The 21,962-nt window shown below is 61.6% G+C and carries 15 protein-coding genes; 7 read left to right on the forward strand and 8 right to left on the reverse strand.

What is annotated here, in order from left to right; all coding sequences use genetic code 11:
* Position 1 precedes the first annotated feature (1 nt).
* From DX909_RS28400 to DX909_RS28410, 3 genes are all read right to left on the reverse strand, one after another.
* A complete protein-coding gene (locus DX909_RS28400; RefSeq protein WP_128548643.1) occupies positions 2-1,510 on the reverse strand; it encodes a DUF1501 domain-containing protein in 1,509 nt (502 codons plus the stop codon).
* 129 nt (positions 1,511-1,639) lie between these two features.
* Positions 1,640-2,242: a Crp/Fnr family transcriptional regulator gene (locus DX909_RS28405; protein ID WP_128548644.1), complete on the reverse strand. Its 603-nt coding sequence runs from the start codon at positions 2,240-2,242 to the stop codon at positions 1,640-1,642.
* 132 nt (positions 2,243-2,374) lie between these two features.
* Positions 2,375-2,737: a nuclear transport factor 2 family protein gene (locus DX909_RS28410; protein WP_206513074.1), complete on the reverse strand. Its 363-nt coding sequence runs from the start codon at positions 2,735-2,737 to the stop codon at positions 2,375-2,377.
* Between the two features lie 177 nt (positions 2,738-2,914).
* Here DX909_RS28410 and DX909_RS28415 point away from each other — a divergent pair, with 177 nt between their 5' ends.
* A complete protein-coding gene (locus tag DX909_RS28415) occupies positions 2,915-3,997 on the forward strand; it encodes an AI-2E family transporter (protein ID WP_128548645.1) in 1,083 nt (360 codons plus the stop codon).
* A gap of 12 nt (positions 3,998-4,009) precedes the next feature.
* Here the strand turns inward: DX909_RS28415 and DX909_RS28420 are convergent, their stop codons facing one another.
* Positions 4,010-5,146: a glycoside hydrolase family 26 protein gene (locus DX909_RS28420; RefSeq protein WP_374755882.1), complete on the reverse strand. Its 1,137-nt coding sequence runs from the start codon at positions 5,144-5,146 to the stop codon at positions 4,010-4,012.
* A 136-nt stretch (positions 5,147-5,282) separates the two neighbouring features.
* Here DX909_RS28420 and DX909_RS28425 point away from each other — a divergent pair, with 136 nt between their 5' ends.
* From DX909_RS28425 to DX909_RS28440, 4 genes are all read left to right on the forward strand, one after another.
* Positions 5,283-8,948, forward strand: coding sequence for a M12 family metallo-peptidase (locus DX909_RS28425; RefSeq protein WP_128548646.1), 3,666 nt, complete (start codon positions 5,283-5,285; stop codon positions 8,946-8,948).
* 71 nt (positions 8,949-9,019) lie between these two features.
* Entirely contained in the window at positions 9,020-9,355 is a 336-nt protein-coding gene (locus DX909_RS28430; protein ID WP_128548647.1) for a winged helix-turn-helix domain-containing protein, read from the forward strand.
* Between the two features lie 150 nt (positions 9,356-9,505).
* Positions 9,506-10,015 carry a molybdopterin-dependent oxidoreductase gene (locus DX909_RS28435; RefSeq protein WP_128548648.1) on the forward strand — a complete coding sequence of 170 codons (510 nt, stop codon included), beginning with the start codon at positions 9,506-9,508 and terminating at the stop codon, positions 10,013-10,015.
* A gap of 214 nt (positions 10,016-10,229) precedes the next feature.
* Positions 10,230-12,899, forward strand: a complete 2,670-nt coding sequence (locus DX909_RS28440) for a CotH kinase family protein (protein WP_128548649.1) — start codon at positions 10,230-10,232, stop codon at positions 12,897-12,899.
* Between the two features lie 75 nt (positions 12,900-12,974).
* Here the strand turns inward: DX909_RS28440 and DX909_RS28445 are convergent, their stop codons facing one another.
* Positions 12,975-14,000, reverse strand: a complete 1,026-nt coding sequence (locus DX909_RS28445; RefSeq protein WP_128548650.1) for a sensor histidine kinase — start codon at positions 13,998-14,000, stop codon at positions 12,975-12,977.
* Between the two features lie 212 nt (positions 14,001-14,212).
* Here DX909_RS28445 and DX909_RS28450 point away from each other — a divergent pair, with 212 nt between their 5' ends.
* Together DX909_RS28450 and DX909_RS28455 are read left to right on the forward strand one after the other, a co-directional pair.
* Positions 14,213-15,268, forward strand: coding sequence for an efflux RND transporter periplasmic adaptor subunit (locus DX909_RS28450; protein WP_164851444.1), 1,056 nt, complete (start codon positions 14,213-14,215; stop codon positions 15,266-15,268).
* Positions 15,269-15,299: 31 nt separating this feature from the next.
* Positions 15,300-19,814, forward strand: coding sequence for an efflux RND transporter permease subunit (locus tag DX909_RS28455; protein WP_128548652.1), 4,515 nt, complete (start codon positions 15,300-15,302; stop codon positions 19,812-19,814).
* Positions 19,815-19,820: 6 nt separating this feature from the next.
* On the opposite strand, the gene DX909_RS28460 is transcribed toward DX909_RS28455, so the two are convergent.
* Genes DX909_RS28460 through DX909_RS28470 form a run of 3 tightly spaced genes read right to left on the reverse strand, consistent with a single transcriptional unit; the run spans position 19,821 to position 21,938 of the window.
* Positions 19,821-20,612, reverse strand: a complete 792-nt coding sequence (locus DX909_RS28460) for a hypothetical protein (protein ID WP_128548653.1) — start codon at positions 20,610-20,612, stop codon at positions 19,821-19,823.
* A gap of 13 nt (positions 20,613-20,625) precedes the next feature.
* Positions 20,626-20,871: a hypothetical protein gene (locus DX909_RS28465; protein WP_128548654.1), complete on the reverse strand. Its 246-nt coding sequence runs from the start codon at positions 20,869-20,871 to the stop codon at positions 20,626-20,628.
* A gap of 8 nt (positions 20,872-20,879) precedes the next feature.
* Positions 20,880-21,938: a glycoside hydrolase family 43 protein gene (locus tag DX909_RS28470; RefSeq protein WP_128548655.1), complete on the reverse strand. Its 1,059-nt coding sequence runs from the start codon at positions 21,936-21,938 to the stop codon at positions 20,880-20,882.
* Positions 21,939-21,962: the final 24 nt, after the last annotated feature.

Raw genomic sequence — 21,962 nt, forward strand, 5'->3', positions numbered from 1 at the left:
CTCAGGCCAGAACGGGCTTCACCACTTTGCCGGCGACGTCGGTCAGGCGGAAGGGGCGGCCCTGGAACTGGTACGTGAATTTTTCGTGGTTGAAGCCGAGCAGGTGCAGGATCGTGGCCTGGAGGTCGTGGACGTGGACTTTGTCCTTGACGCCGTAATAGCCGATGTCGTCCGTTTCACCGAAGGAAAAGCCCTTTTTGACGCCCCCGCCGGCCATCCAGACCGTGAAGGCTTCCAGGTGGTGGTCGCGGCCCTTGAAGGGCAAGGTCTGCCCGTCGCGGTTTTCCTGCATGGGCGTCCGGCCGAACTCCCCGCCCCAGACCACGAGCGTATCCTCCAGCAGTCCGCGCTGTTTCAGGTCTTTCAGCAGGGCGGCCACGGCCTGGTCGGAGGCCTTGCACTTGTCGTGCAGGCCGATGTCGACGGCCGTGTCGGCGCCGGTGCCGTGCGAATCCCACCCCCAGTCGAACAACTGGACGAACCGGACGCCCCGCTCCACGAGCCGCCGGGCGAGCAGGCAGTTGCGGGAAAACGAGCCTTTGTTGGGGTCGACGCCGTAAAGGTCGAGGATGTATTGGGGTTCGCCCTTGAGGTCCATCGCTTCCGGGACCGACATCTGCATCCGGAACGCCAGTTCATACTGGGCGATGCGCGTCAGTATTTCCGGATCTTTGACGTCTTCGTACTGCTGCCGGTTGATTTCGTTGATGGCTTCGATGGTCTGTTTGCGGAGGTCGCGGTTCATCCCGTCGGGGTTGGACACATACAGAACCGGGTCGCCTTCGGTGCGGCACTGTACGCCCTGATACACCGTCGGCAGAAAGCCGCTGCCCCAGACGGATTTGCCCGCGTCGGGCTGCTTGCCGCCGGAGGCCAGCACGATATAGCCGGGCAGGTTATCGTTTTCGGTCCCGAGGCCATAGGTCACCCAGGAGCCGATGCTCGGCCGGCCCAGCCGGGCACTGCCCGTATGCATCAGCAACTGCGCCGGCGCGTGGTTGAACTGGTCGGTGTGCATGGCTTTCAGGAACGTCACCTCGTCCACCACGCTCTGGAGGTGCGGCAGGTAGTCGGAAACCCAGGCCCCCGACTGGCCGTGCTGCGCAAATTTGCCCTGCGGTCCCAGCATCTTCGGAACCCCCCGGATGAAGGCGAACTTCTTGCCCGTGAGCAGTTCCTGCGGACAGTCTTTTCCGTTGTATTTCGCCAGTTCAGGTTTGTAGTCGAACAGTTCGAGCTGGGAGGGCGAGCCCGCCATGTGGATATAGATGACCCGTTTGGCCTTGCCCGGAAACTGGGCCGGACGCGGGGCCATCGGCTCTCCGCCCCCCGGGTTTCCGGTCGGCTTTGCGGCCGTCGGCCGGTCGCCGGCTTTATCGAAAAAACCGCAGCCGGCCAGCAACGAACCCAGGCCCATCGCGCCGAGGCCGGTCGTGCAGGTATTCAGAAAATGCCGCCGGGTTTCGCGTTGCAGGGCCGCCTGCTGAAGTTCGTCGAGTAACTTTTTCATCGGGTTTAGTCCTTCGAATGCACCGAATTAACTACCAAGTTACGCGCTTCTTTCGAAAATTCCTGATAATCAATCCCGGCATTTTATTCTTTAAAGCCGATTTGGGACGGATTTTACCCGCAGACGGTTTTATCGGGAGGCCAGGTCCCGGCGGATTTTGCTCAGAAATTCGGGGGTGAAGCCGAGGAAGGAGGCAATCATGTACTGCGGAACGCGCTGCTCGATGCGGGGGTAGCGTTGGCGGAATTCGAGATAACGCTCCTCGGCGGTCTGGCTGATGGTGGAGTAGATGCGGTTCTGAAAGGCGACGAAAGCATTCTGAAGCTTGACGCGGAAAAACCGCTCGAAAGGAGGCACCTCGTCGAAAAGGCGGTCCAGGTCTTTTTTCTCGATCTGGAGTACTTCCGTTTCTTCCAGGGCTTCGACGTACAAAGTGGCCGGCTGTTCGGTCAGAAGGCTTTGAAGGTCGGAAATCCACCATTCCTCCAGCGCAAACATGACGTTGTGTTCCTGACCTTTCTGGTCGACGGCGAAAGCCCGCAGACAGCCCTTCGTCACGAAACTTTCGTACCGGCAGACCTCGCCGGTCTGTACGAGCAGCTGCTTCCGGCGCAGCCGGCGCGGGCGGAGCAGGCTAAGAAAATACCGCTTCTGCTCGTCGGTCAGGGTGATAACACTATCTACGTGCCTGAGAATCAGGTCATGGGCGAAATGGGTGTCGATCGGCTGCATGAAGGGGCCACAGGAAAGCCGCCAACTTACAAAAAATTCTTCCCAGTCGCAGCCGCGCAGCCCGGTATTCGGCCCGAAAGAAAGGATTTTACAGGCAGACGGCGGTGTGGAACCGTCTGCCTGCGCTTTCCATCAATTGGCGTAGTAGAACTTTTCCCGGACAATCCGGCCGTCCTGCCACTCCTGCACCGACACCTGGCGGTACTGGCGCGGACCCCACTCTTCATGCTGGTAGTCGTAGTCCCACTCGACGAAGGAAAAGTTGTCTCCGGCGGAAACCTTCAGGGGGGTGGCCCGGAAGTTTTTCACCTTTGCTACAAAGTCCACCTCACGCTGGAAGTTGGCTTCTTTCCCGAGCGTCGGTTCGCCTTCATTTTCCTGCATGGCGACGTCATCGTGGTAGTATTTTTCGAAAGCGTCGAGAATGTGACCCTCCTGAACCAGCCGGTTCAGTTCCTGCAATTTTTCAAGCGTAGTCTGCATGGCGATGTTCATGTTTTCTGTTGATTACCGATGCAAAACTACGCTCCCCGGCCCGCCGGCGACGATGAACTATCTTAAGAAAAATGGTTGAAGTAGATTAAGCAGGCTGCCCCCCAGCGGCCACCGCCAAACAGTACGTGCATTTTCTGGTTGATTAATGAAACATCCTTCATCCTGCCACTCCACAAAATGAAAGCTGTGTCGCTTCAACGGATCAATGCCGTGCTGGCTTTTTCCGTTCTGACGGTTCTGGTTCTTTATGTAGGTCGTCCGTTTCTGGTGCCGCTGGCCTTTGCCGGGATTCTGGCCATGCTACTTCTGCCTGTCAGCCGCTGGCTGGAAAGCCGGGGCGTCGGGCGGGTAGGGGCCACGCTGCTGTGCATTCTGCTGGTGTTACTGGTCATGGCTGCATTTGTGGGCATCATCTACGCCCAGGTCACCAGTTTCGTCAAAGACTGGCCCCAGATTCAGAGCAAGGGCGAGCAGGTGCTCCGCCAGGCGCAGGGGTGGGTTCAGCAGCAGTTCGGCCTCGATCCGCAGGAACAGATTCAGAAGCTGAAACAGCAGGCATCGAAGCTGTCGCAGTCTTCGGGCGGCTCGGGCGGCTCCTTTTTCAGCGGGCTGATGGGTCTGCTCTCCGGCCTGGTGCTGGTGACCCTATACCTGTTTTTTCTGCTCTGGAAACGTGAGAAATACGAGGAGTTCATCCTGAAGCTCTGCGCCCCTGAAAGCCGTCCTTCGGTGGAGCATGCGCTCGGGCAGATCACCCGGGTTTCGGCCCGTTACCTAACCGGACGGCTGATGTCGATGGCGTTTCTGGCCGTTTTCTACAGCATCGGCCTGTCGATCGTCGGACTGAAAAACGCCGTTCTCATGAGCCTGATCGCCGTCATTCCGACGCTCATTCCGTACGTCGGGGCTTTCATCGGAGCCAGTTTTCCGCTTTTCATGGCGCTGGTCAGCGGCTCTCCGGACCAGCTGCTGCCCACGGCGGCCGTACTGATGTCTGCCCAGATCATCGACAATAACATCATCGAGCCGCTGGTGATGGGTGCCGAACTCGATCTGAGTCCCTTTTTTACCGTCGTCGCCATCGTGCTGGGTGAGCTGATCTGGGGCATTCCCGGCATGATTCTCTTCGAGCCGCTGTTCTCCATCCTCCGGATCGTCTGCACTCATATTCCGGCCCTGCACCCCTACAGCTTTCTGCTGGAAAACGAAGTGTCCGAACCCGGCTGGATTCAGACACTGAAGAAGAAATTCGGGAAATGAACAGCTGCCCGCTTATTTATACAGCTTCGGCCGGTCTTTTTCGAACAGCGTATAGGGGTCTTCGTAAAACCGCATAAAGTCGGCGGCACTCGCCTGTCCGGGGTAGGGGGCGTAGAAGTGCGTCGGGCTGCGGGTGTCGTTGCGCCAGACCAGCACGTAGGCCAGCGCCAGTTTTTCGGCTTTTAGCGCCCGCAGTAGGGTGCCGGTCCACCAGGTGGTGTCCGGGAGCGATTCCAGACCGGTTTCCGTGAAGGCCGCCAGCTTCCCGGCTTTCTTCGCGTAATCCGACACGATTTTCAGCTTCCGGATTCCGGCCTCCACGTTGTAGTGTCCGTTGCGGCCGAAGTCGGCGTAATTGTCCATGCCGACCAGATCGACCCAGTCGTCGCCCGGATAGCGGTCGAGGTATTCGGCCTCGGTGCTGAACAGGCAGTCGGGCGAGAAGGCATACAGGAAATTATGCACCTCCAGGCTGTCGCGGAGGTAGGAAACCGTAAACCGCCAGAGGGCGATGAACTCCTCCCGCGAGCAGTGCGGCCGACCCCACCAGAACCAGCCCCCGTCGAACTCATGGTAAGGCCGGAAGATCATCGGCACGGTTTCGCCGTCGCTGCCCTTCACGGATTTCGCGAATTCGCCGACCGTCCGCAGAATCTCCTTATAGGCTTCGTGGTGCGACCCGCCCGGAATGATCATCGACACCGCCGGGGCCGATACCGAGTCCACCCAGCGAAAGCCGCCGGGCGAAACCGGGTTGGAAAAGTGCCAGGCCACGGTCGTGAGGCCGCCCCGGTCGTAGGTATCCGCGATGGTTTTGCGCAGCGATTCCTTCGTTTTTTCGATGGCCCCGGCGGGTCGGCCGGACAGGCCGCTGAAGTCGACGCCGATCACCGCCGGATGCGAGCCGCTGACGGATTTGACGTCCGACCGGTCGGCGTCGCCGTTCCAGCCGTGGCCGTATTCGGTGGCGTGCTGGTGGCCGAACAGGATGTGTTTTTTCGAAAGGGTCCGAAGGTTTCGAAACAGGGCCGCGGTTGGGCGGGTCGCCTTCGGGTCGACCGGTTTTTTACGTAAACGGGCCGGATAACCTGAAAGCGTCATGCTCACCACCAATCCAAAGGCGATCAGGCTCGGGGTAATATTGTTCATCAAAGGTCTGGTTGTTACCGGCGCAAATTTAACGCTTTTCGACCTTTCTATTATTGCTCGGCGAATTATCGTCATATATTGATTTTGATTACATTTAAAGGCTGATTCCGACCACGCCCGTAACCATCCCGCCCGCATGAAAAATCGATTGACCTTCTGGCTTTTATCCGCCTTTTGCCTGCTTCTTCTGCCGCCGGTATCCGGCCAGCAGCAGATGCGCTGCGGAAACGAAGAAACCCAGCTGACGCCCGCCCTCCGGCAGCTGATGCGGAACCTGAAAACCGACCCCGCGGCCGTCCGCGCCCGGATAAAAGCCGCAGCGATGCTCGAACTGCGGGTGGGCATCGACGTGGATTACGTAGCCTACCAGAAATTCGCCGGTGACTCCAACGCCGTCATCCGCTATGTTCACAATACGCTGAAAGAGGCCGCCGGGGTGCTGGCGGAGGAGGTGAAGGTGCGGCTGACGATCAGCCATATCGAGGTCTGGAAGCAGCCGGAAGCCTACGGGCAGCACGACTACCCGAGCAGCCTGATGTACTACGCCCTGGCCTGGTGGGACAGGGAACGGAAATCCGTCTATCCGTACGACATCCTGCTCTGCTTCTCCGGTCGCCGGGACCCTTCCGGATTTGCCGGTTACGGGATGCTCGGCATGGACCGCATCGGCACCAGCGCCGTTCTCTGCAACGTCGGCCCCGAATATGTGCCCCGAACCACGGCCCTGCACGAAATCGGGCACGTCCTGGGCTCACCCCATACGCATAACTGCTCCTGGCCCGACGGCCCCATCGACCGCTGTATGGCCGTGGAAGGGACCTGCTATACCGGCGAACCCGAAGGTCAGCTGGGAACGATCATGAGTTACTGCCAGGCGGTTTTCTCCTTCCATCCCTACTGCCGGGCCCTGATCCGGAAAGTCGTGGAAAACAGCGGCCTGCGGGTGCTGGACGCTCCGCCGGGCCGCCCGACGCCCCTCCCGTCCGCCGGGGGTCCGGAAGGGCCCGCGCCCAATCTCCGGTGGTCGCCCGCCGACCGCGCGGAACGCTACCGGGTACAGCTGGCGACCGACAACACGTTTGCCGCCGTCGCCGTCGATACGGTGGTACCCTTCCAGCGGTATTATCCCGGCGGCCTGCCGACCGGAAAGAACTGGTTCTGGCGGGTGAAGGCGCTCAACGGAATCGGGGAAGGCGAGTGGGCCGTGGGCGAACCGTTCACCCCGGCTTCCGGCGGGACGCTCCGGGTGCCGTCGCTGCGGCTGCCGGAAACCAACCGCATCTTTTCCGGTGAGAAAATAACCTGGTTTTCGGTGGAAGGCGCCACCGCCTACCGGGTGCAGGTGTCCACCGACCAGAACTTCACGCCCGGGTCTTCCGCGGTTTTTCATGACGAGACCGTTGCGGCCGCTGAACTGACGCTTGACAGGGCCAGACTGGCCCTCTGCAACGGCGACTGTCCTTACCTCTGGCGGGTACAGGCCATCCGGGGAGCGGAGGCCACCGCCTGGTCCGAAATCCGCTCGTTCCGGCTGCCGCCCGCGGTCGGCGGCTTTGAGCCGAATGCGGAACAGATGGAGCTGAAACGGTACGGCACCTCGCTGCCCATCGGGGTGGGTGCCGGCAACTGGGCCGAAACGGTCCTGCAGCTGGAGGTATCGCAAACGCCCGATTTTACCAGTCCGGCGCTCCGGCGCGAACGGCTGATCAACCAGATCGGAACGCCGGGCTACGAGTGGCGGTCGGTGATGATGGCCGATTCGCTGGCGCCTTCCACCACCTATCACTACCGCATCCGGGCCCGGGCCGAGGGCACGGCCGGCCCCTGGGCAGGCGGAACGTTCACGACCGGAGCGCCCCGGCCCGTCTGGCGGTATTTCAACGCGGCCAACAGCCCCGTGCCGGCCACCGGCTATTCCGGCATTCAGGTAGCTCCCGACGGTACCGTCTGGGTCGCGACCGACTGGGGGCTGATGCGCTCGACGAACGACGGAAAGGACTGGACCCGGTTTCACTCGGGCAATACGGATCAGGTGTTGAATCAGGCCGTGGGGGCCATCGCCCTCGACCGGGATTCCCGGCTCTGGGCCCTCAACCCGACCGCCCTTGTCCGTTTCGACGGCCGGACCTGGACCCGGTTTCCCTATCCCGAGGGGGCTCGGGTCAACGGCGAGAACGTTCTGGTGATCGATAAGGCCGACCAGACGGCCTATGCCGTCTTCGGGCAGAAAATCTATCGCTTCCGGGACGGTAACTGGGCCATCTTTCCCCTGCCGCCTTCCGTTTCCATGACCATCCAGAGCGGGGTCGTCGACCGCAACCGGCATGTATGGCTGGCCTCTTATTCCACCGCTTCCGGCATCATCCGGTTCGACGGGACCTCTTTCGACATTCATACGCCGGCCAACTCCTCCCTGCCTGCCTACCGGGCCGACTTCTGCGAAATTGCCGCCGATTCGACCGGCAACGAAATCTGGATCAGCGGAGCGTTCGGGCTGGCCCGCTGGACCGGCGGCCATAACTGGGAGCTGACGATGGCACAAGAACTGAACCCGCAGGACGAAGTGATCGTCGGGCTGACCTTCGACCGTAAAAACCGCCTGATCGCCCTCGGCCGGAAGGGGATGTATGTCCGGGAGAACAACCTGTGGACCTCCCTGGGCGAAAGTTTTCTGGGATACGCCAACCCGTATACGGTGATGACGACCGACCCGGAAAACCGTGTCTGGATAGGCACGATCGGCATCGGTATGGCCGTCTACGACAGCCGGACCATCCGCCCCGGAACGCTGCCGGCCGCGGTCTGTTCCGGCGATTCGATCAAAGTCCCTTTCCGTCCCGACTTCGTTCCCCGTCCCGGCATCCGCTACACCGCCCAGCTGACCGATGCCGCCGGCCGGGTCTTCGCGACGGTTTCGGCCCGGTTTTCGGGCGATACGGCCATCGTACCGCTTTCAGATCGGCTGACGCCGGGCGGGCAATACAAAATCCGGATCGTTTCGGAGAACCCCGCCGTCGTCGGCGACGAGAGTGCGGCTTTTGCACTCACCGCTCGTCCGGTGGTTTCCCTGCCGGTTTCCGGCCCGGCCGCGCTCTGCCCGGGCCAGACGGTGGCGTTCCAGGCCAACGGGACGCCGGGGCAGTATCAGTGGTATCGGAACGACGCGCCCATCGCTGGTGCCACCACCCTGACCTATACGGCCACGCAGGCCGGAAAATACACGCTGAAAGTAACGCAGAACGGCTGTTCGACGGTGTCGCCCCCCGTGTCGGTGGAAGAGCGGGAGGGGGCCACGGCGGCCGCCAGCCCCCAGGGACCGACGGAGGTCTACAAACCCGAAACCGTCCGGCTGACGGCCAATGCCGGCCCGGGCCTGAAGTACCAGTGGCGGAAAGACGGAGCCGATCTCCCGGGGGCGACGGGCGGCACCTATGAGGCTGCCGAGAGCGGGCTGTATGCGGTTCAGGTTTCGAACGCGGGCGGCTGTACGGCGGTGTCGGCCGCCGTTCGGGTGGCGGTGCTGGCGCCCCTGTCGGTCGGGCCGGTCGGGTCTGCTTTCGTCCTGACGGTCTCCCCGAATCCGGCCGAGCGGTTCTGTACGGTTTCGCTGGCTGCGCCCGTTCGGGAGCGGACCGAACTGACCCTGACCGACGCGGGCGGGCGGCTGGTGCTGAAGCAGACGCTGACGCCCGGTCAGTCGCGGGCGGAACTGCCTCTCGGCGGGCTGGCCCCGGGGCGGTATCAGGTTCAGGTCAGGAACCGGCAGGGTGGCCAGACCGGGCGGCTGCTGATTCTCCGGTAATGTCGGAGAAGTCCCTTACTTTTGTCCCTCTACGGCGGCCGCACGGGCCGTCGCTTTTATGATTGTACGGTATGGTCGGATTACGGATCAACGGGCGCATCTGGCTGGAAGCCCAGGATCGTTTTTTCGGGATCGGGCGGATGGAACTGCTGGAAGGCATCCAGCGCACCGGCTCGATCAATCAGGCGGCTAAGGCCATGAAAATGTCCTACAAGCGGGCTTGGGAACTGGTTCATTCGATGAATACTCAGGCCGATGCTCCCCTGGTATCGACCCAGACGGGCGGGGAGAAGGGCGGTGGGGCCGTCGTGACGGAGGAAGGCTTGAAATACCTGACCTACTACCGGGGCCTTCAGGAGCGTTTTCAGCAGTTTCTGGCCGAAGAAAATAAAAAAGTACCCGCCTGAGCGACCGCTCATCCAGGGCCGTTGCCGAAATTGATCGCCGGTCGTTATATTTGGTCGGAAATAACGATAGCCTCAGGTTACCAGCCGATGCCGGCTCTTTTTCGGTCCTCCGTCTGGTGGCCTCCGATCCTCTGAACCGCCTTGTTCCGTATGAACCGTTCCTTCGCCCTTATCCGAATGACCTGCCTGACGGCGGTCGTCCTCTTCTTCGGCCTGCCGGCCCCTCCGCTCCGGGCACAGTCCGTCCTGACCGTCACGGGGGAAGTAAGCCGGCCGCTCGCGCTTCAGGCCGCCGATCTGAAAGCCATGCCCCATACGGAAGTAACCGCCAAAGAACACGACGGCAGGGAGCGCCGGTATTCCGGGGTGCCTCTGGTGGAAATCCTGCGCCGGGCCGGAACGACGCTCGGGAGTGAGCTGCGTGGGGCCAACCTGACCAAATACGTGATCGTGAAAGCCGCCGATAACTACGAGGTGCTGTTCGCCCTGCCGGAACTGGACCCCGGCTTTACGAGCCGGACGGTGCTGCTGGCCGATGCCGTCGACGGTGCCCCGCTGCCCGAGGGCGTCGGGCCGTACCGGGTCATCGTTCCCGACGAGAAGAAACCTGCCCGCTGGATTCGGGAGGTGAAGACCATCGAAGTACGGTTTGCCCCATAGCAGTCGCTGCCGGCAGCCCGCCGGTTTCAAAGGTCAAAAACCGTCGCCAACCCGGAGAAAAATCACCGGAATTTGAGATAACTGCCATTAAATCAATTCAGTAGCGCTGTCTTGGTTTTGCTTCACTATCTACTCTATCTTTAATAAGGATTAACAGCGGGGTGCAGGGATTGCCTGAAACGAAAATACTCTAATATCCTACCTGTTAATCACTATGAAAGCGAAATCTATTAAACGGAAGTCGTGGAACGGCTTTGCGTTCGTCCTGCTGTTTACAGCCCTTCGGACATTCTATCCTGCTGTAGCTCAATCCGTAACGGCCGAGGCCGGAAGTTTCCAGGTCGACAACAATCTCAAACTGATCGTCTGCAACAAAGTCCCCGCTTTTCCCACCGGCGCCCAGCCGCTGACCATCCAGTTCGATAAGGTCTATACGTTCTCCGAACCGACAACGGCTTTCCAGGTCGGGAAACCCTATAAGCTGAGCAGCAGCGGCACGGGCTATACGCTGTATTTCACGGATTTCCCCATTGTACACCTCAACACCAACGGCGCGGCCATCAGCAACAACGACGACATTCTGACCATGGGGACGCTGACGATCGCGGGCGGAGCGTTCGCTTCGTTCAGCGGCCACACGGGCCTTCGTATCCGGGGCGGGCTGTCGCGGGGCTATGCCAAAAAATCGTACCGGGTGGAGCTGTTCACCGATGCCACCGGAAACGAGAACGTGGAGACCTCCCTGCTCGGCTTCCGGGAAGACAGCGAGTGGCTGCTCCTGGCCCTCTACAAAGAGCCGCAGCGGGCCAACAATATGCTGGCCCACGGACTCTGGATGAAAATGCACCAGCTATATTATGCGGCTATGGAACCCGACGCGCTCCCGACGATCCGGCTCCGGTATGTCGACGTCTTCATCAACGGGGCTTACAACGGGATCTACGCCTTCACGGAGCCCATGGACCGGAAACAGCTCAAACTAAAGAAAACCGAAGACGACGGCACGATCCGGGGTGAACTCTATAAGGCCGAGGACTGGTCGGGAGCTACCCGGTTCGACGGGGTGCCGCCCCTGGCCCCCAATACCGGCGAGATCTGGGCCGGTTACGAAATCAAACTGCCCAAGGAACCCTACTGGAACAACCTGCTCGGGCTGGTGGAGTTTGTCGTCAACGCGCCGGCGGAGGAGTTCAGGGCGCACATCGGAGAGAAGATGCGGGTCGATAATCTGATCGATTATTTCATTTTCCTGAACGTCACCTCCGGCCGCGACAACTTCGGAAAGAACATCTATGTGGCCCGGTACAAGGAAAACGAACCTTATTTTCTGATCCCGTGGGACCTCGACGCCACCTTCGGCTACCTCTGGGACGGCACGAAGGTCACCAACACCCGCGACATCCTGACCAATGGCCTCTTCCGGCGGCTGCTCAGCATTCCGGAGGTCCGGACGAAGATGAAGGAGCGGTGGTTTACCCTCCGGGCGGGCGTTCTGGCCACGAACAGCCTCAAACAGGATCTGGCCGGCATAGTCGACCTGATGAAGGCCCAGGGCGGCTACGCCCGTGAAGGCATGAAGTGGAATTCGACGCTGGCCGTGGGCGATCAGGCTTACGTCAGTTCCTGGACCGAAAAACGGCTGGCCTATCTGGACGAGTATTTTTCGCAGCCCGACGAGGCTTTCTACACGTATGAAGGCTACGCCGAAAGCATCGGATGCACCTCCCTGCGGGGCTGGGTCTGGGATAAGGTCAATGCCAATTCTCCGCTGACGCTGGAGTTGCTGGACGGCCCGAACGTCGTCGGAACCGTCGTGGCTTCCGAATTTCGGTCGGACGTGAAAAACGCCGGAAAGGGGACCGGCAATTACGGTTTCAACGTGCCGACGCCGGCGGTTCTGAAAGACAACCAGCCGCATTCGGTCGGGATTCGGGTGCAGGGGACCAGCTACCAGCTGAAATATGCTCCCAAAACCATTACCTGCCCGGCAACGACCCCGCCCGGTAACCAGCCTCCCGTCAAACCCGGCAGTCTGCCTTCCCTGACGGCTACCCTCAATCAACCCTTCTCGGCCACCCTGCCGGCCTTCACCGACCCGGAAAACGGAGCGCTCACCCACGACCTGACCGGCCTCCCCGCCAACCTGGCCTTCGATCCGTCGACGCGGGTCGTCAGCGGTACGCCCGTCGTCGCCGGGCCGTTCAGCCTGACCTATTCGGCCACCGACGGCCCCGGCGCCAAAACCACAGCGACCCTCACGCTGACCGTCGGGACCACCCCGCCCCCGCCCGTAACATCCGGAAATTTCGAGGGGTATCTGGACGGCGTTACCTGTACGACCCTTTCGGGCTGGGTCTGGGACCGCAACCGACCCAATACGGCGCTGACGGTGGAGATTCTGGACGGGGGTGCGGTACTTGCCACGCTGACGGCTTCCAATTTCCGGCAGGACCTGAAAAATGCCGGAAAGGGCAACGGTGAACATGGTTTTCGCCTTTCGGTGCCGTCCGCGCTGCTCGACGGACAGGCCCACGCCGTCAGCGCCCGGGTGCAGAACACCACCTTCGTGCTGAAAAACGGAAAATCGCTGACCTGCCCGTCGGGCGGGCGGGTAGCCGCGTCGGCCGAAAACGGAGGGGAGATGGGCCTGACGGTGTTTCCCAACCCCGCCGAGAGCGAATTCGAGGTGCGATTTCAGGGGAGCAGGCACCCCGCCGAACTCTCCGTGGCCGACCTTCAGGGCCGGATGCTTTACCTGAAAATGGTGCCGGGCACCGGGCCGCAGAAGCAGCGCGTCCGGCTGGCCGACACCCGGGGCGTGGTGATCGTGCGGTTGAAGCAGGGCAATACCTTCCAGAGCAGAAAGGTGATTATCGGGAAATAGAAAACGGGGAGCCGATGACTTCCGAAAGCCGTCCTGGCGAGGTACCAGGACGGCTTTTTCACACGGCCCGGCGGCTCAGACCAGCGGCAGCCGGACGCGGAACTCCCGGCCGTCGTCCTCGATGGTCGGGACGGGCTGGCCCAGCATACGGTATTTACTCAGGATATTACTCAGGCCCACCCCATTGGACAGCGCCCGCGACGGTTTCCGCTGGAGGTTGTTCCGCACGATCAGGTGCCTGTTCTCGTCGGTAGTGAGGATGATGGTCAGCGGCTGGTCGGGCAGGATGATGTTGTGTTTGACGGCGTTCTCGATCAGCAACTGGAGCGTCAGGGGCGGCAGCTGGGCGGTTTCGGTGCCGGGATGAATCTCCGTTACCAGGCTCAGGGCGTCGCCATGGCGGGTTTTCAGCAGGTGGAAATACGACTGAATAAATTCCAGCTCGTTGGAAAGGGGCGTCAGCGAGTCCACGTTGTTGCGCAGCAGATACCGGTACACCGAACTGAGTTCTTCGGCAAATTCTTCGGCCTGCCGGGGGTTTTCACCGATCAGCGAAATCAGCGTATTGAGGCTGTTGAACAGAAAGTGCGGGTTGACCTGCTGGCGGAGGGCCGCCAGTTCGGCCTCCAGCTGGGCTTTGATGAGCGTATCCACCTGCCGGCGCGACTGCTGCCAGTAGTCGAAGCTGTCGATGCTCTCGTAGGTCGCCACGACGATCACGACGATGACGGTCGTGAACAGCAGGGCCAGACTCAGCCGACCCGGATCGGGGTCGAAAGCCGGCACCACCTGCTGATAGATAAAGTACAGGCTGAGAACGTGCAGGCAGGAACTGATGGTGCAGGCGATGAACCGCCGGATGGCCCGAATGAGGTATTCCCGGGGGTCGGGGTACATTTCATTAATCTTCAGCGCGATGATATTATTGACGTACCAGTTCAGAAACGAGATGCCCAGGAGGACGCCCGTGGCGATCCCGAACACCCTGTAGTCCATCCAGTAGTCATTTCCAACGAGTAGCCAGTTCAGGCCGCCGATGTATAAAGGCAGCACAATCGCCTGAAGCAGCGAGTCATAGCGCGAGTAGGACGGAAATTTCATAAAAGGCAGCAGGGCAGGGCAAGTAGTCAAAACTACGCAATTCTTCGAACAGGTCAATACGTTTGTGCAGGGCATTTCATCAATTCGTTTTGGCGATTCAGACGGCCCATTGCCGTTTCGCGAGTCCCATTTTACGTTTCATGGAATCCGGGATATTCGGTCTCGCCCGCGGCTTCTACTTTTGGACCCGAAATCAGAAGCCGGAAACGACCATGAAAAAACTACTCGCCATCCTCACCATTTTTGCACTGGTCGGCGGGGCTACTGCCCTGCTGATGAGCAACAAACAGAAACAGGCACAACAGATACAGGAGGCTCAGAGGCCTCTCCCGACCACCGTATCCGTCTCTACCGTCGGCCGGAAATCCTTCACGGAAGCGGCTTCCTACATCGGCCGGACCGAATACTGGCGCGAGGTCCATATGAACGCCACCACCCAGGGCACGATCCGCAGCCTGAACGCCGACCTGAACGGTTCGGTCCGTGAGAATCAACCGATTGTAACCGTCGATACGGAACTGACCGAGATTGCCGTCGGCCAGGCCGAAGCCCAGCTGAAGAAAGCCCAGGCCGACCTGAACCGCTACGAAGCGCTGCACCGGGAGAACAACCTCCCGACCGCCGACCTGGAAAGCGCACGACTTCAGGTCCGGACGGTGGAAACGCAGCTCCTGACGCTGAGAAAGCAGCTGCGCGACGCGGTCATCAAGGCGCCCATCGGCGGCATCGTCACCGAAAAACCGGTGGAGCGGGGTATGTTCATCGCGCCGGGTTCACCGCTCCTGACCATCACGGACGTATCGGCGGTGAAGGTTGTCGTGGCGGTGCCGGAAGCCGAACTGTCCCGATTCCGCCCCGGCCGCTCCGTGGCCGTCGACTTCGATATGTATCCGGGCAAAACGCTGACCGGGACGGTTTACCAGATCCGGCTTAAAGGCGGAGAAACCGGCAGGTTTCCGGTTGAAATCCGGGTGGCCAACAGCGCCGGACACCCCCTGCGCGTGGGCATGACCGCTTCGGTGTCGCTGCCTGAGGCCGGAACGGCTTCGGGTCTGGCCGTTCCGCGTTCGGCTCTGGTTACGACCAGCAAACAGCCGGCCGTCTACGTCCTGAAAGGCGACCGCATCAGCCTTCGCACCATCGAACCGGGCGCTTCCTTCGGAACCACGCTGCTTGTTCAGAACGGTCTGCAGGAGGGAGAAACCGTGGTCGTCAGCGGCACGGAAGGGCTGAAAGACGGCCAGAGCGTGACCGTCGGCGGCCGCTGATCCAATCTCTCCAACCACACCCGTTACTCCCATGAAACTCACCTTATTATCCATACAACGCCCGATCCTGGTCATCGTTCTGTTCCTGGCACTGGGCATTCTCGGCCTGTTCTCGTATTCGCAGCTGCGGTACGAACTGCTGCCGAACATGTCGATTCCGTTTATCATCGTCACGACGCCCTACCCGGGCGCATCGCCCGCCGAAGTCGAAAGCGGCATCACGAAACCCATCGAAGAAGCCACCTCCTCGGCCGACCGCATCAAACGGATCACCTCGCTCTCACTGGAAAACGTCTCGGTCGTAATGGTCGAGTTCAAACACGACGTCGATTCGGACAAGGCCCTGCAGGACGTGCAACGGCGCGTCAACGGCGTCGTTTCGAGCCTGCCCGCCGGTTCGCGGACGCCGACCCTCGACCGCTTCTCCATCTCCGAACTACCCCTGCTGAAGGTGACCGCCAACAGCCGGCTGACGGACCTCGAATTCGGAACGCTTCTGAAGACCCAGATCAAGCCGCGGCTGTCGCAGGTGGCGGGCGTCGGGCAGGTACAGTTCGTGGGGCTGCCCGAGGCCGAGGTGAGCGTGGCGCTCGATGCGGCCCGGCTGCGGGCGCTGAATCTTTCGGTCGTACAGGTGGTCGGTGCCATCCGGGCGTCGAACCTGAACGTGCCGTCGGGAAGCGTGAAAGATACCGATGCGGCCTATTCGGTGCGGGTGGTCGGGAAAACCGACGAGATCGCCCGGCTGAACGATATTGTCGTATACACCAGCCCGTCTGGCCAGAAAATCCGGCTGGGTGAGGTATCGAAGGTGTCGCTGGCGCAGAAGGAGATGGAGAACCTGAGCCGCTTCATGGTGAAGGCCGGGCAGGGCGCTCCCTCCGGCCGGAGTGCGGTCGGGATTCTGATCAAGAAGCAATCCGGCGCCAACAACGTGGAGGTGGCCGCAGCCGCCCGCAAGGCGCTGGAAAAACTCCAGGCCGACTATGCCTCGACGGGCCTTCAGTTCGACGTAGCCCAGGACGGCTCGGAATTTACGCTGGCCGCGGCCGATGCCGTCAACCACGACCTGATGATCGCCATCGGGCTGGTGGCGCTGGTGATGTTCGTGTTCCTGCACAGCCTGCGGTCGTCGCTGATCGTGATGGTCGCCATTCCGGCTTCGCTGCTGTCGACCTTCATCTTCATGAACCTGCTGGGCTTTTCGCTTAACCTGCTGACGCTCCTGGCGCTCTCGCTGGTGATCGGGATTCTGGTCGACGACTCCATCGTGGTGCTGGAAAGCATCTACCAGCAGCTGGAGAAGGGCGTGGAGAAACGCGCGGCCGCCCTCGAGGGCCGCAACAGCATCGGCTTTGCCGCCGTCGCCATTACGCTGGTGGACGTGGTCGTATTCGTGCCGCTCTCGCTTTCGCCCGGCCTGATCGGGGATCTCATGCGGGAATTCGCCCTTGTGGTGGTCATCTCGACGCTGTTCAGTCTGCTGGTTTCGTTCACCCTCACCCCGATGATCGCGTCGCGCTTCGGCCAGCTCGAACCCCTGAGCAGCCGGACGCTGATGGGCCGCTTCGGTCTGGGCTTCGAGCGGGTGTTCGAGTCGGTTTCACGGAATTACCAGGCGCTGCTGGGCCGGGCCCTCCGGTACCGCAAAACCACCGTGCTCGGGACGTTCGTGCTGTTCGTCGCTTCGCTCATGCTGCCGGGGAAAGGCTTCATCGGCGGGGAGTTCATGCCGCCGACCGACAAGGGTGAAATCAACGCCGTGCTTCAGTTTCCGGAAGGGTATAAACTGAATCAGACCGACGCCTATGCCCGGCAGTTCGAAGCCCGGTTGTACCGGATGCCGGAGGTCCGGCGCGTGTTCACCAACGTAGGCGCCAACCCTGAGGGCTGGTCGAGCCTGCCGACGAGCAAGAACGCCGTCGAGTTTTCGATTACCTTCTCTCCGCGCCAGGAGCGCGACAAGGACCTCAACACGCTGACGCGGGAGGTGAAGGAGCTGGCTTCCGGCATCCCCGGCGCCCGCATCCGGGCCTATCCGCTCGGGATTCTGGGTTCCGACAACGCGTCGCCGATTCTGCTGATGGTCAGCGCCCCCGACCGGGATAAGCTGCGGGAAGAAACCATCCGGCTCGTGGACGCCATCCGCGAAATACCGGGTACGGCCGACGTCCGGTTTTCAGGGAATGTCCGCAAACCGGAGGTGGAAATTCAGGTCGATCAGGAGAAACTGGCCCGCTACGGCCTGACCACCGAATCCGTGGGCATGGCCGTCCGTACCGCCCTGGCCGGATTCGACGACCTGAAGATCCAGCGCGGCACCGAGTCGGTCACGCTGCGGGTGCAGTATGCCGAGCCGTACCGGAACCGCACGCAGCAGATCGCCGGTCTGACGCTGACGAACGCCTACGGGCAACCCGTCGAACTGCGGCAGGTGGCCGACATCCGGGAGACGTTCAACCCGGCCATTCTGGAGCGCAAGGACCGCGACAACTCCATGACCATCACCTCGCAGTCGGTGGGCCGGCCGACGGGCGAGATCGGGATCGACATCCAGAAAGCCGTCGCAGCCCTGAAACTCGACCCCTCGGTGCGGGTCACCTACGGCGGTGACCTCGAACTCCAGGACGATTCGTTCGGGAAGATGGGGCTGATGTTTCTGGCGGCCATCCTGTTCATGTACCTGATCATGGTGGCGCTGTACAACTCCTGGGCGTATCCGCTCGTGGTGCTGTTCTCCATCCCGGTCGCCATCGTCGGGGCGCTGTTCGCCATGGCGCTGACGATGAACTCGATGAACGTCTTTACCATTCTCGGGATGATCATGATGCTCGGGCTGGTGGCCAAGAACGCCATTCTGCTGGTGGAACGGACCAACGAAAACCGTGAAAACGGTATGCCGGTGATCGAAGCCCTGCTCGAAGCGGGCCACATCCGGCTCCGCCCGATCCTGATGACCACCCTGGCGATGGTGATCGGGATGCTGCCCATCGCCCTCGCGACCGGCCCCGGGGCCGAGCTGAAAAGCGGGCTGGCCTGGGCGCTCATCGGGGGCCTGAGCAGTTCGATGTTCCTGACGCTGGTATTCGTGCCGGTGATGTACTTCTACTTCGCCCGGATGATTGCCCGGGTAGACCGGATCGGAAAGAAAGGCCGGAACCGGCCCGAAAAAACCGCCGGTCTTCAGTCGGTGCCGCTGAGCGTCGTGCTGGTGCTGCTCACCGCCGGCCTGGCGCAGGCGCAGACGCCCGAAGCGAAGCCGCTGTCCATGAACGAGGCTGTGGAACTGGTTCGCCGGCAGAACGGCGAGGTGAAGGTGGCCCGGCTGGCGGGTCGTCAGGCCGACGCCCGGGCCGAGGAAGCCCGGCGCATGAGCCTGCCGACGGTCAACGCCTTCGGGCAATACCAGCGAAACCTCAAGGCCCCGGTGTTCTTCTTCCCGGCGTTCAGCATCACCCCCGAAGGCGGTTTTTCGCTCGATGAAAACAAAATGACGCCGGTGGCCGCGGCCCTGAAAAATCAGTATAATCTGGGCGTCAACCTCGGGATGCCGCTGATTCAGCCGCAGCTGCGGGTCGGTCGCCGGCAGGCCGAGCTGGGCATGAAAGCCGCCGGCGAGGGCCTGCGTGCGGTGACGGCGCGGCAGGTGGCGGAGGTGAAGAAGCTGTACCTGAACGTACTGCTGGCCGAAGAGCAACGGCGGTTGCTGCTGCGCAGCCTCGACCGGGCGCAGCTGGCCCTCCGGGAAGTCCGTACGCTGTATAAGGCCCAGCTGGCGACCGATGTCGACACGCTCCGGGCGTTTGTCGAGGTGGAAAACCTCCGGCCGGGTCTCTCGAAGGTCGAGCGGGCGGTAACGCTGCTGAAAAACCAGCTGGCCGTCGTCACGGGCCTCTCGGATGCTTCCGACCGTCCGGCTCCGGCGCTGGTTCTGACCGATTCGCTGACGTATACCCCGGCCGAAATCCGGCCTGAAGACCCCACCATCCGGCAGGCCTGGGAACAGCGGCCGGAAGTGCGGCAACTGGCGCTGGGCTTCGAGAACAGCCGCTTACAGACGCAGATGGAACAGGCCCGCCGTCGGCCCACTCTGGCTCTGATCGGGCAGGCCGGGACGCTGTCGCAGATCAATAATTTCAATTTCTCCGACAGCCGCTGGCCGTTCTTCAGCTTCCTCGGTCTGCAACTGAACGTGCCGGTATTCAACGCCGTGCATACGTCCAAAGTGCAGCAGGCCCAGCTGGCCGGTGAGCAGGCGCAGGAGCAGCTTCGCTACAACAAGGCGCTGATCGCCAATGAAGTACGTTCGGGTCAGGACGCGCTGGAAGAGGCCCGGGAGCGCATCCGGACGGGCGAGGGCGTCATCCGGGCGGCCGAGCGCAGCTACGGGCTGACCCAGAGCCGTTACCGGCAGGGGCTGGCGAAATTCGGGGAGGTCAACGACGCCGAACTGGCGCTTCGGCAGGCCCAGACCAACCGCCTTCAGGCCGTCTACGATTACCGGCTGGCGAAAGTGGACCTGGAGCGCATCCTCGGCGAGGACTAAAGCCGCTCAGAACGGATTCCGGATCACGCTCAGCAGCGGCCGGCCCGTCGAGTCGGCAAACGACCGGAGATAGTCGGCATCGGAAAGGCCGGCCATCTCCGGTTTTGCTTTGATGCCCGGATGGTCGATGACGAAGGGTTCTTCCAGCACCAGTTTCCCCTGCTCGGCCTTCAGCTTCCCTTTGGCGGCAAACACCGTCGAGTGCAGGCCGTCCCCGGCGTTCGATTCGATGTTCAGCAGCCAGTGGCCGTCCGGCCGGAGAATGAAGTTTTCCTTGATTTCGGTATTGTCCCCGACGGCGAACCGGCCCTGTTTCGGGCGGAAGATAACCGGCCGGGGCGGTTCGCCGTAGACGAGCCGGGCGATGCGGCCGGGGGACAGTTTGCCGGTAGCCGAGCGCGGAAAGGCATCCAGCCCGGCCTGAAACTGCATTCGTTGGGCCTCGAAACAGGCCGCCAGCCGGTCGAAGTCCTCCCGGCTGAACATCCCCGGCGAAACGTACACCGTCCAGGGAGTCCGGTCGGAGGGCAGCGTATCGGCCAGATAGGAACGGACGATCCAGCCCGGATACTGCTCCGGCAGCAGCGGGAAGCCTACATTTTCGTCCGAAACCATCTTTCCGTCGAACTTCAGCACCGGCTGGTGGTTGGTCATCCCGATGCCGGGCATCGTCGGGTGATCGATCAGTTCGAGCGTGTGGCCGTCGTGGCGGCTGGTGACCAGCGTGGTTTCGCCGGGGTCACACGACCAGAGGGCCAGGGCGGAGGTCAGCAGGCGGAACAGGGAAGCGGTATTCATGAAAAGTTACGGTTTATTGGGTTTCGGCCGGTTTCATCCGGATCCCCCGATACCGCACCAGCGGCAGGCCGTCGGTGTCGATGGGCAAAGGGTCCGGGTGTGCCTTTTCCTGCCGGAGCTGCACGTAGGCTTCAAATACCGAAGCCGGTACGGGCAGCACCTTTCGGTCGACCGGCGTCCGTTTCCAGTCATCATCCAGACGGCTGATGAACCCATCGATCTCGTCGTAAAACTCCTGCTCGGCAACCTGGGACCACATGGCCGGGATCAGGGGGTGATGGTTTCGAGAGAACCGTCGGGCCGGCGGGTCAGCTCGCGGACCTTGATGTTCCGCAGGTGCGTTTTGCCGCTCAATTCGACGTCGTGGTAAAAGATATACCATTTTCCCTGAAACTCCACGATCGAGTGGTGGGTCGTCCAGCCGGTGACCGGTTTCATCAGGATGCCCTGGTACGTAAACGGCCCGTACGGCGAATTACCGACGGCATAGGCCAGGTAGTGGGTGTCGCCGGTCGAGTAGGAGAAATAGTATTTTCCGTTGTATTTGTGCATCCAGCCGCCCTCGAAAAAGCGCCGGTCGTGGTCGCCCCCGAGCAGCGGCTTTCCGTCCTTGTCCACGATGACCGCATCCCGCACCGGCTCGTCGAAGGTCAGCATATCCCTGCTCATCCGCACGACTTTCGCGCTCAGGGCGGGTTCGTTGTCTTTTTTCAGGTCGGTTTTGGAGCCGTTGGCTTCATACTTTCCGGTGTGCCACCGCTGAAGCTGCCCGCCCCAGATGCCGCCGAAATACATGTACGAAGTGCCGTCGGTGTCCGTGAAAACCGCCGGGTCGATGCTGAAGCTGTTCGGGATCGGGTTCGGCTGCGCCTTGAAGGGGCCGGTCGGGGACTGGCTGGTGGCGACGCCGATCCGGAAGATGTCCTGCTTGTCTTTCACCGGAAAATACAGGTAGTAGGTGCCGTTTTTGAAAGCCGCATCCGGCGCCCACAGCTGCCGCCCCGCCCAGGGAATGTCTTTCAGCGACAGCGCCACCCCGTGGTCGGTCACCTTGCCGCCGATGCGGTCCATCGACAGAATGTGGTAATCCTGCATGGCGAAGTGCGAGCCTTCGTCGTCCTGCGCCACATTGGCTTCGATGTCGTGGGAGGGATAAATGTAGATTTTCCCGTTGAACACGTGGGCCGAGGGGTCGGCCGTGTAGATGCTGCTGATCAGCGGTTTGGGTTGGGCCGCACCCGGCTGGGCCGCATTCTGGCAAAAACCGGCGGAAAGGGCGCCGGTGATTAGGGCCAGGGAGGTCAGGGTTGTTTTGAAAGTGAGCATAACTTTTTTTATAGGTTGTTAAAA

It is taken from the genome of Larkinella soli, from assembly GCF_003703975.1.
In the GTDB taxonomy this organism is placed as follows: Bacteria; Bacteroidota; Bacteroidia; order Cytophagales; family Spirosomataceae; genus Larkinella; species Larkinella soli.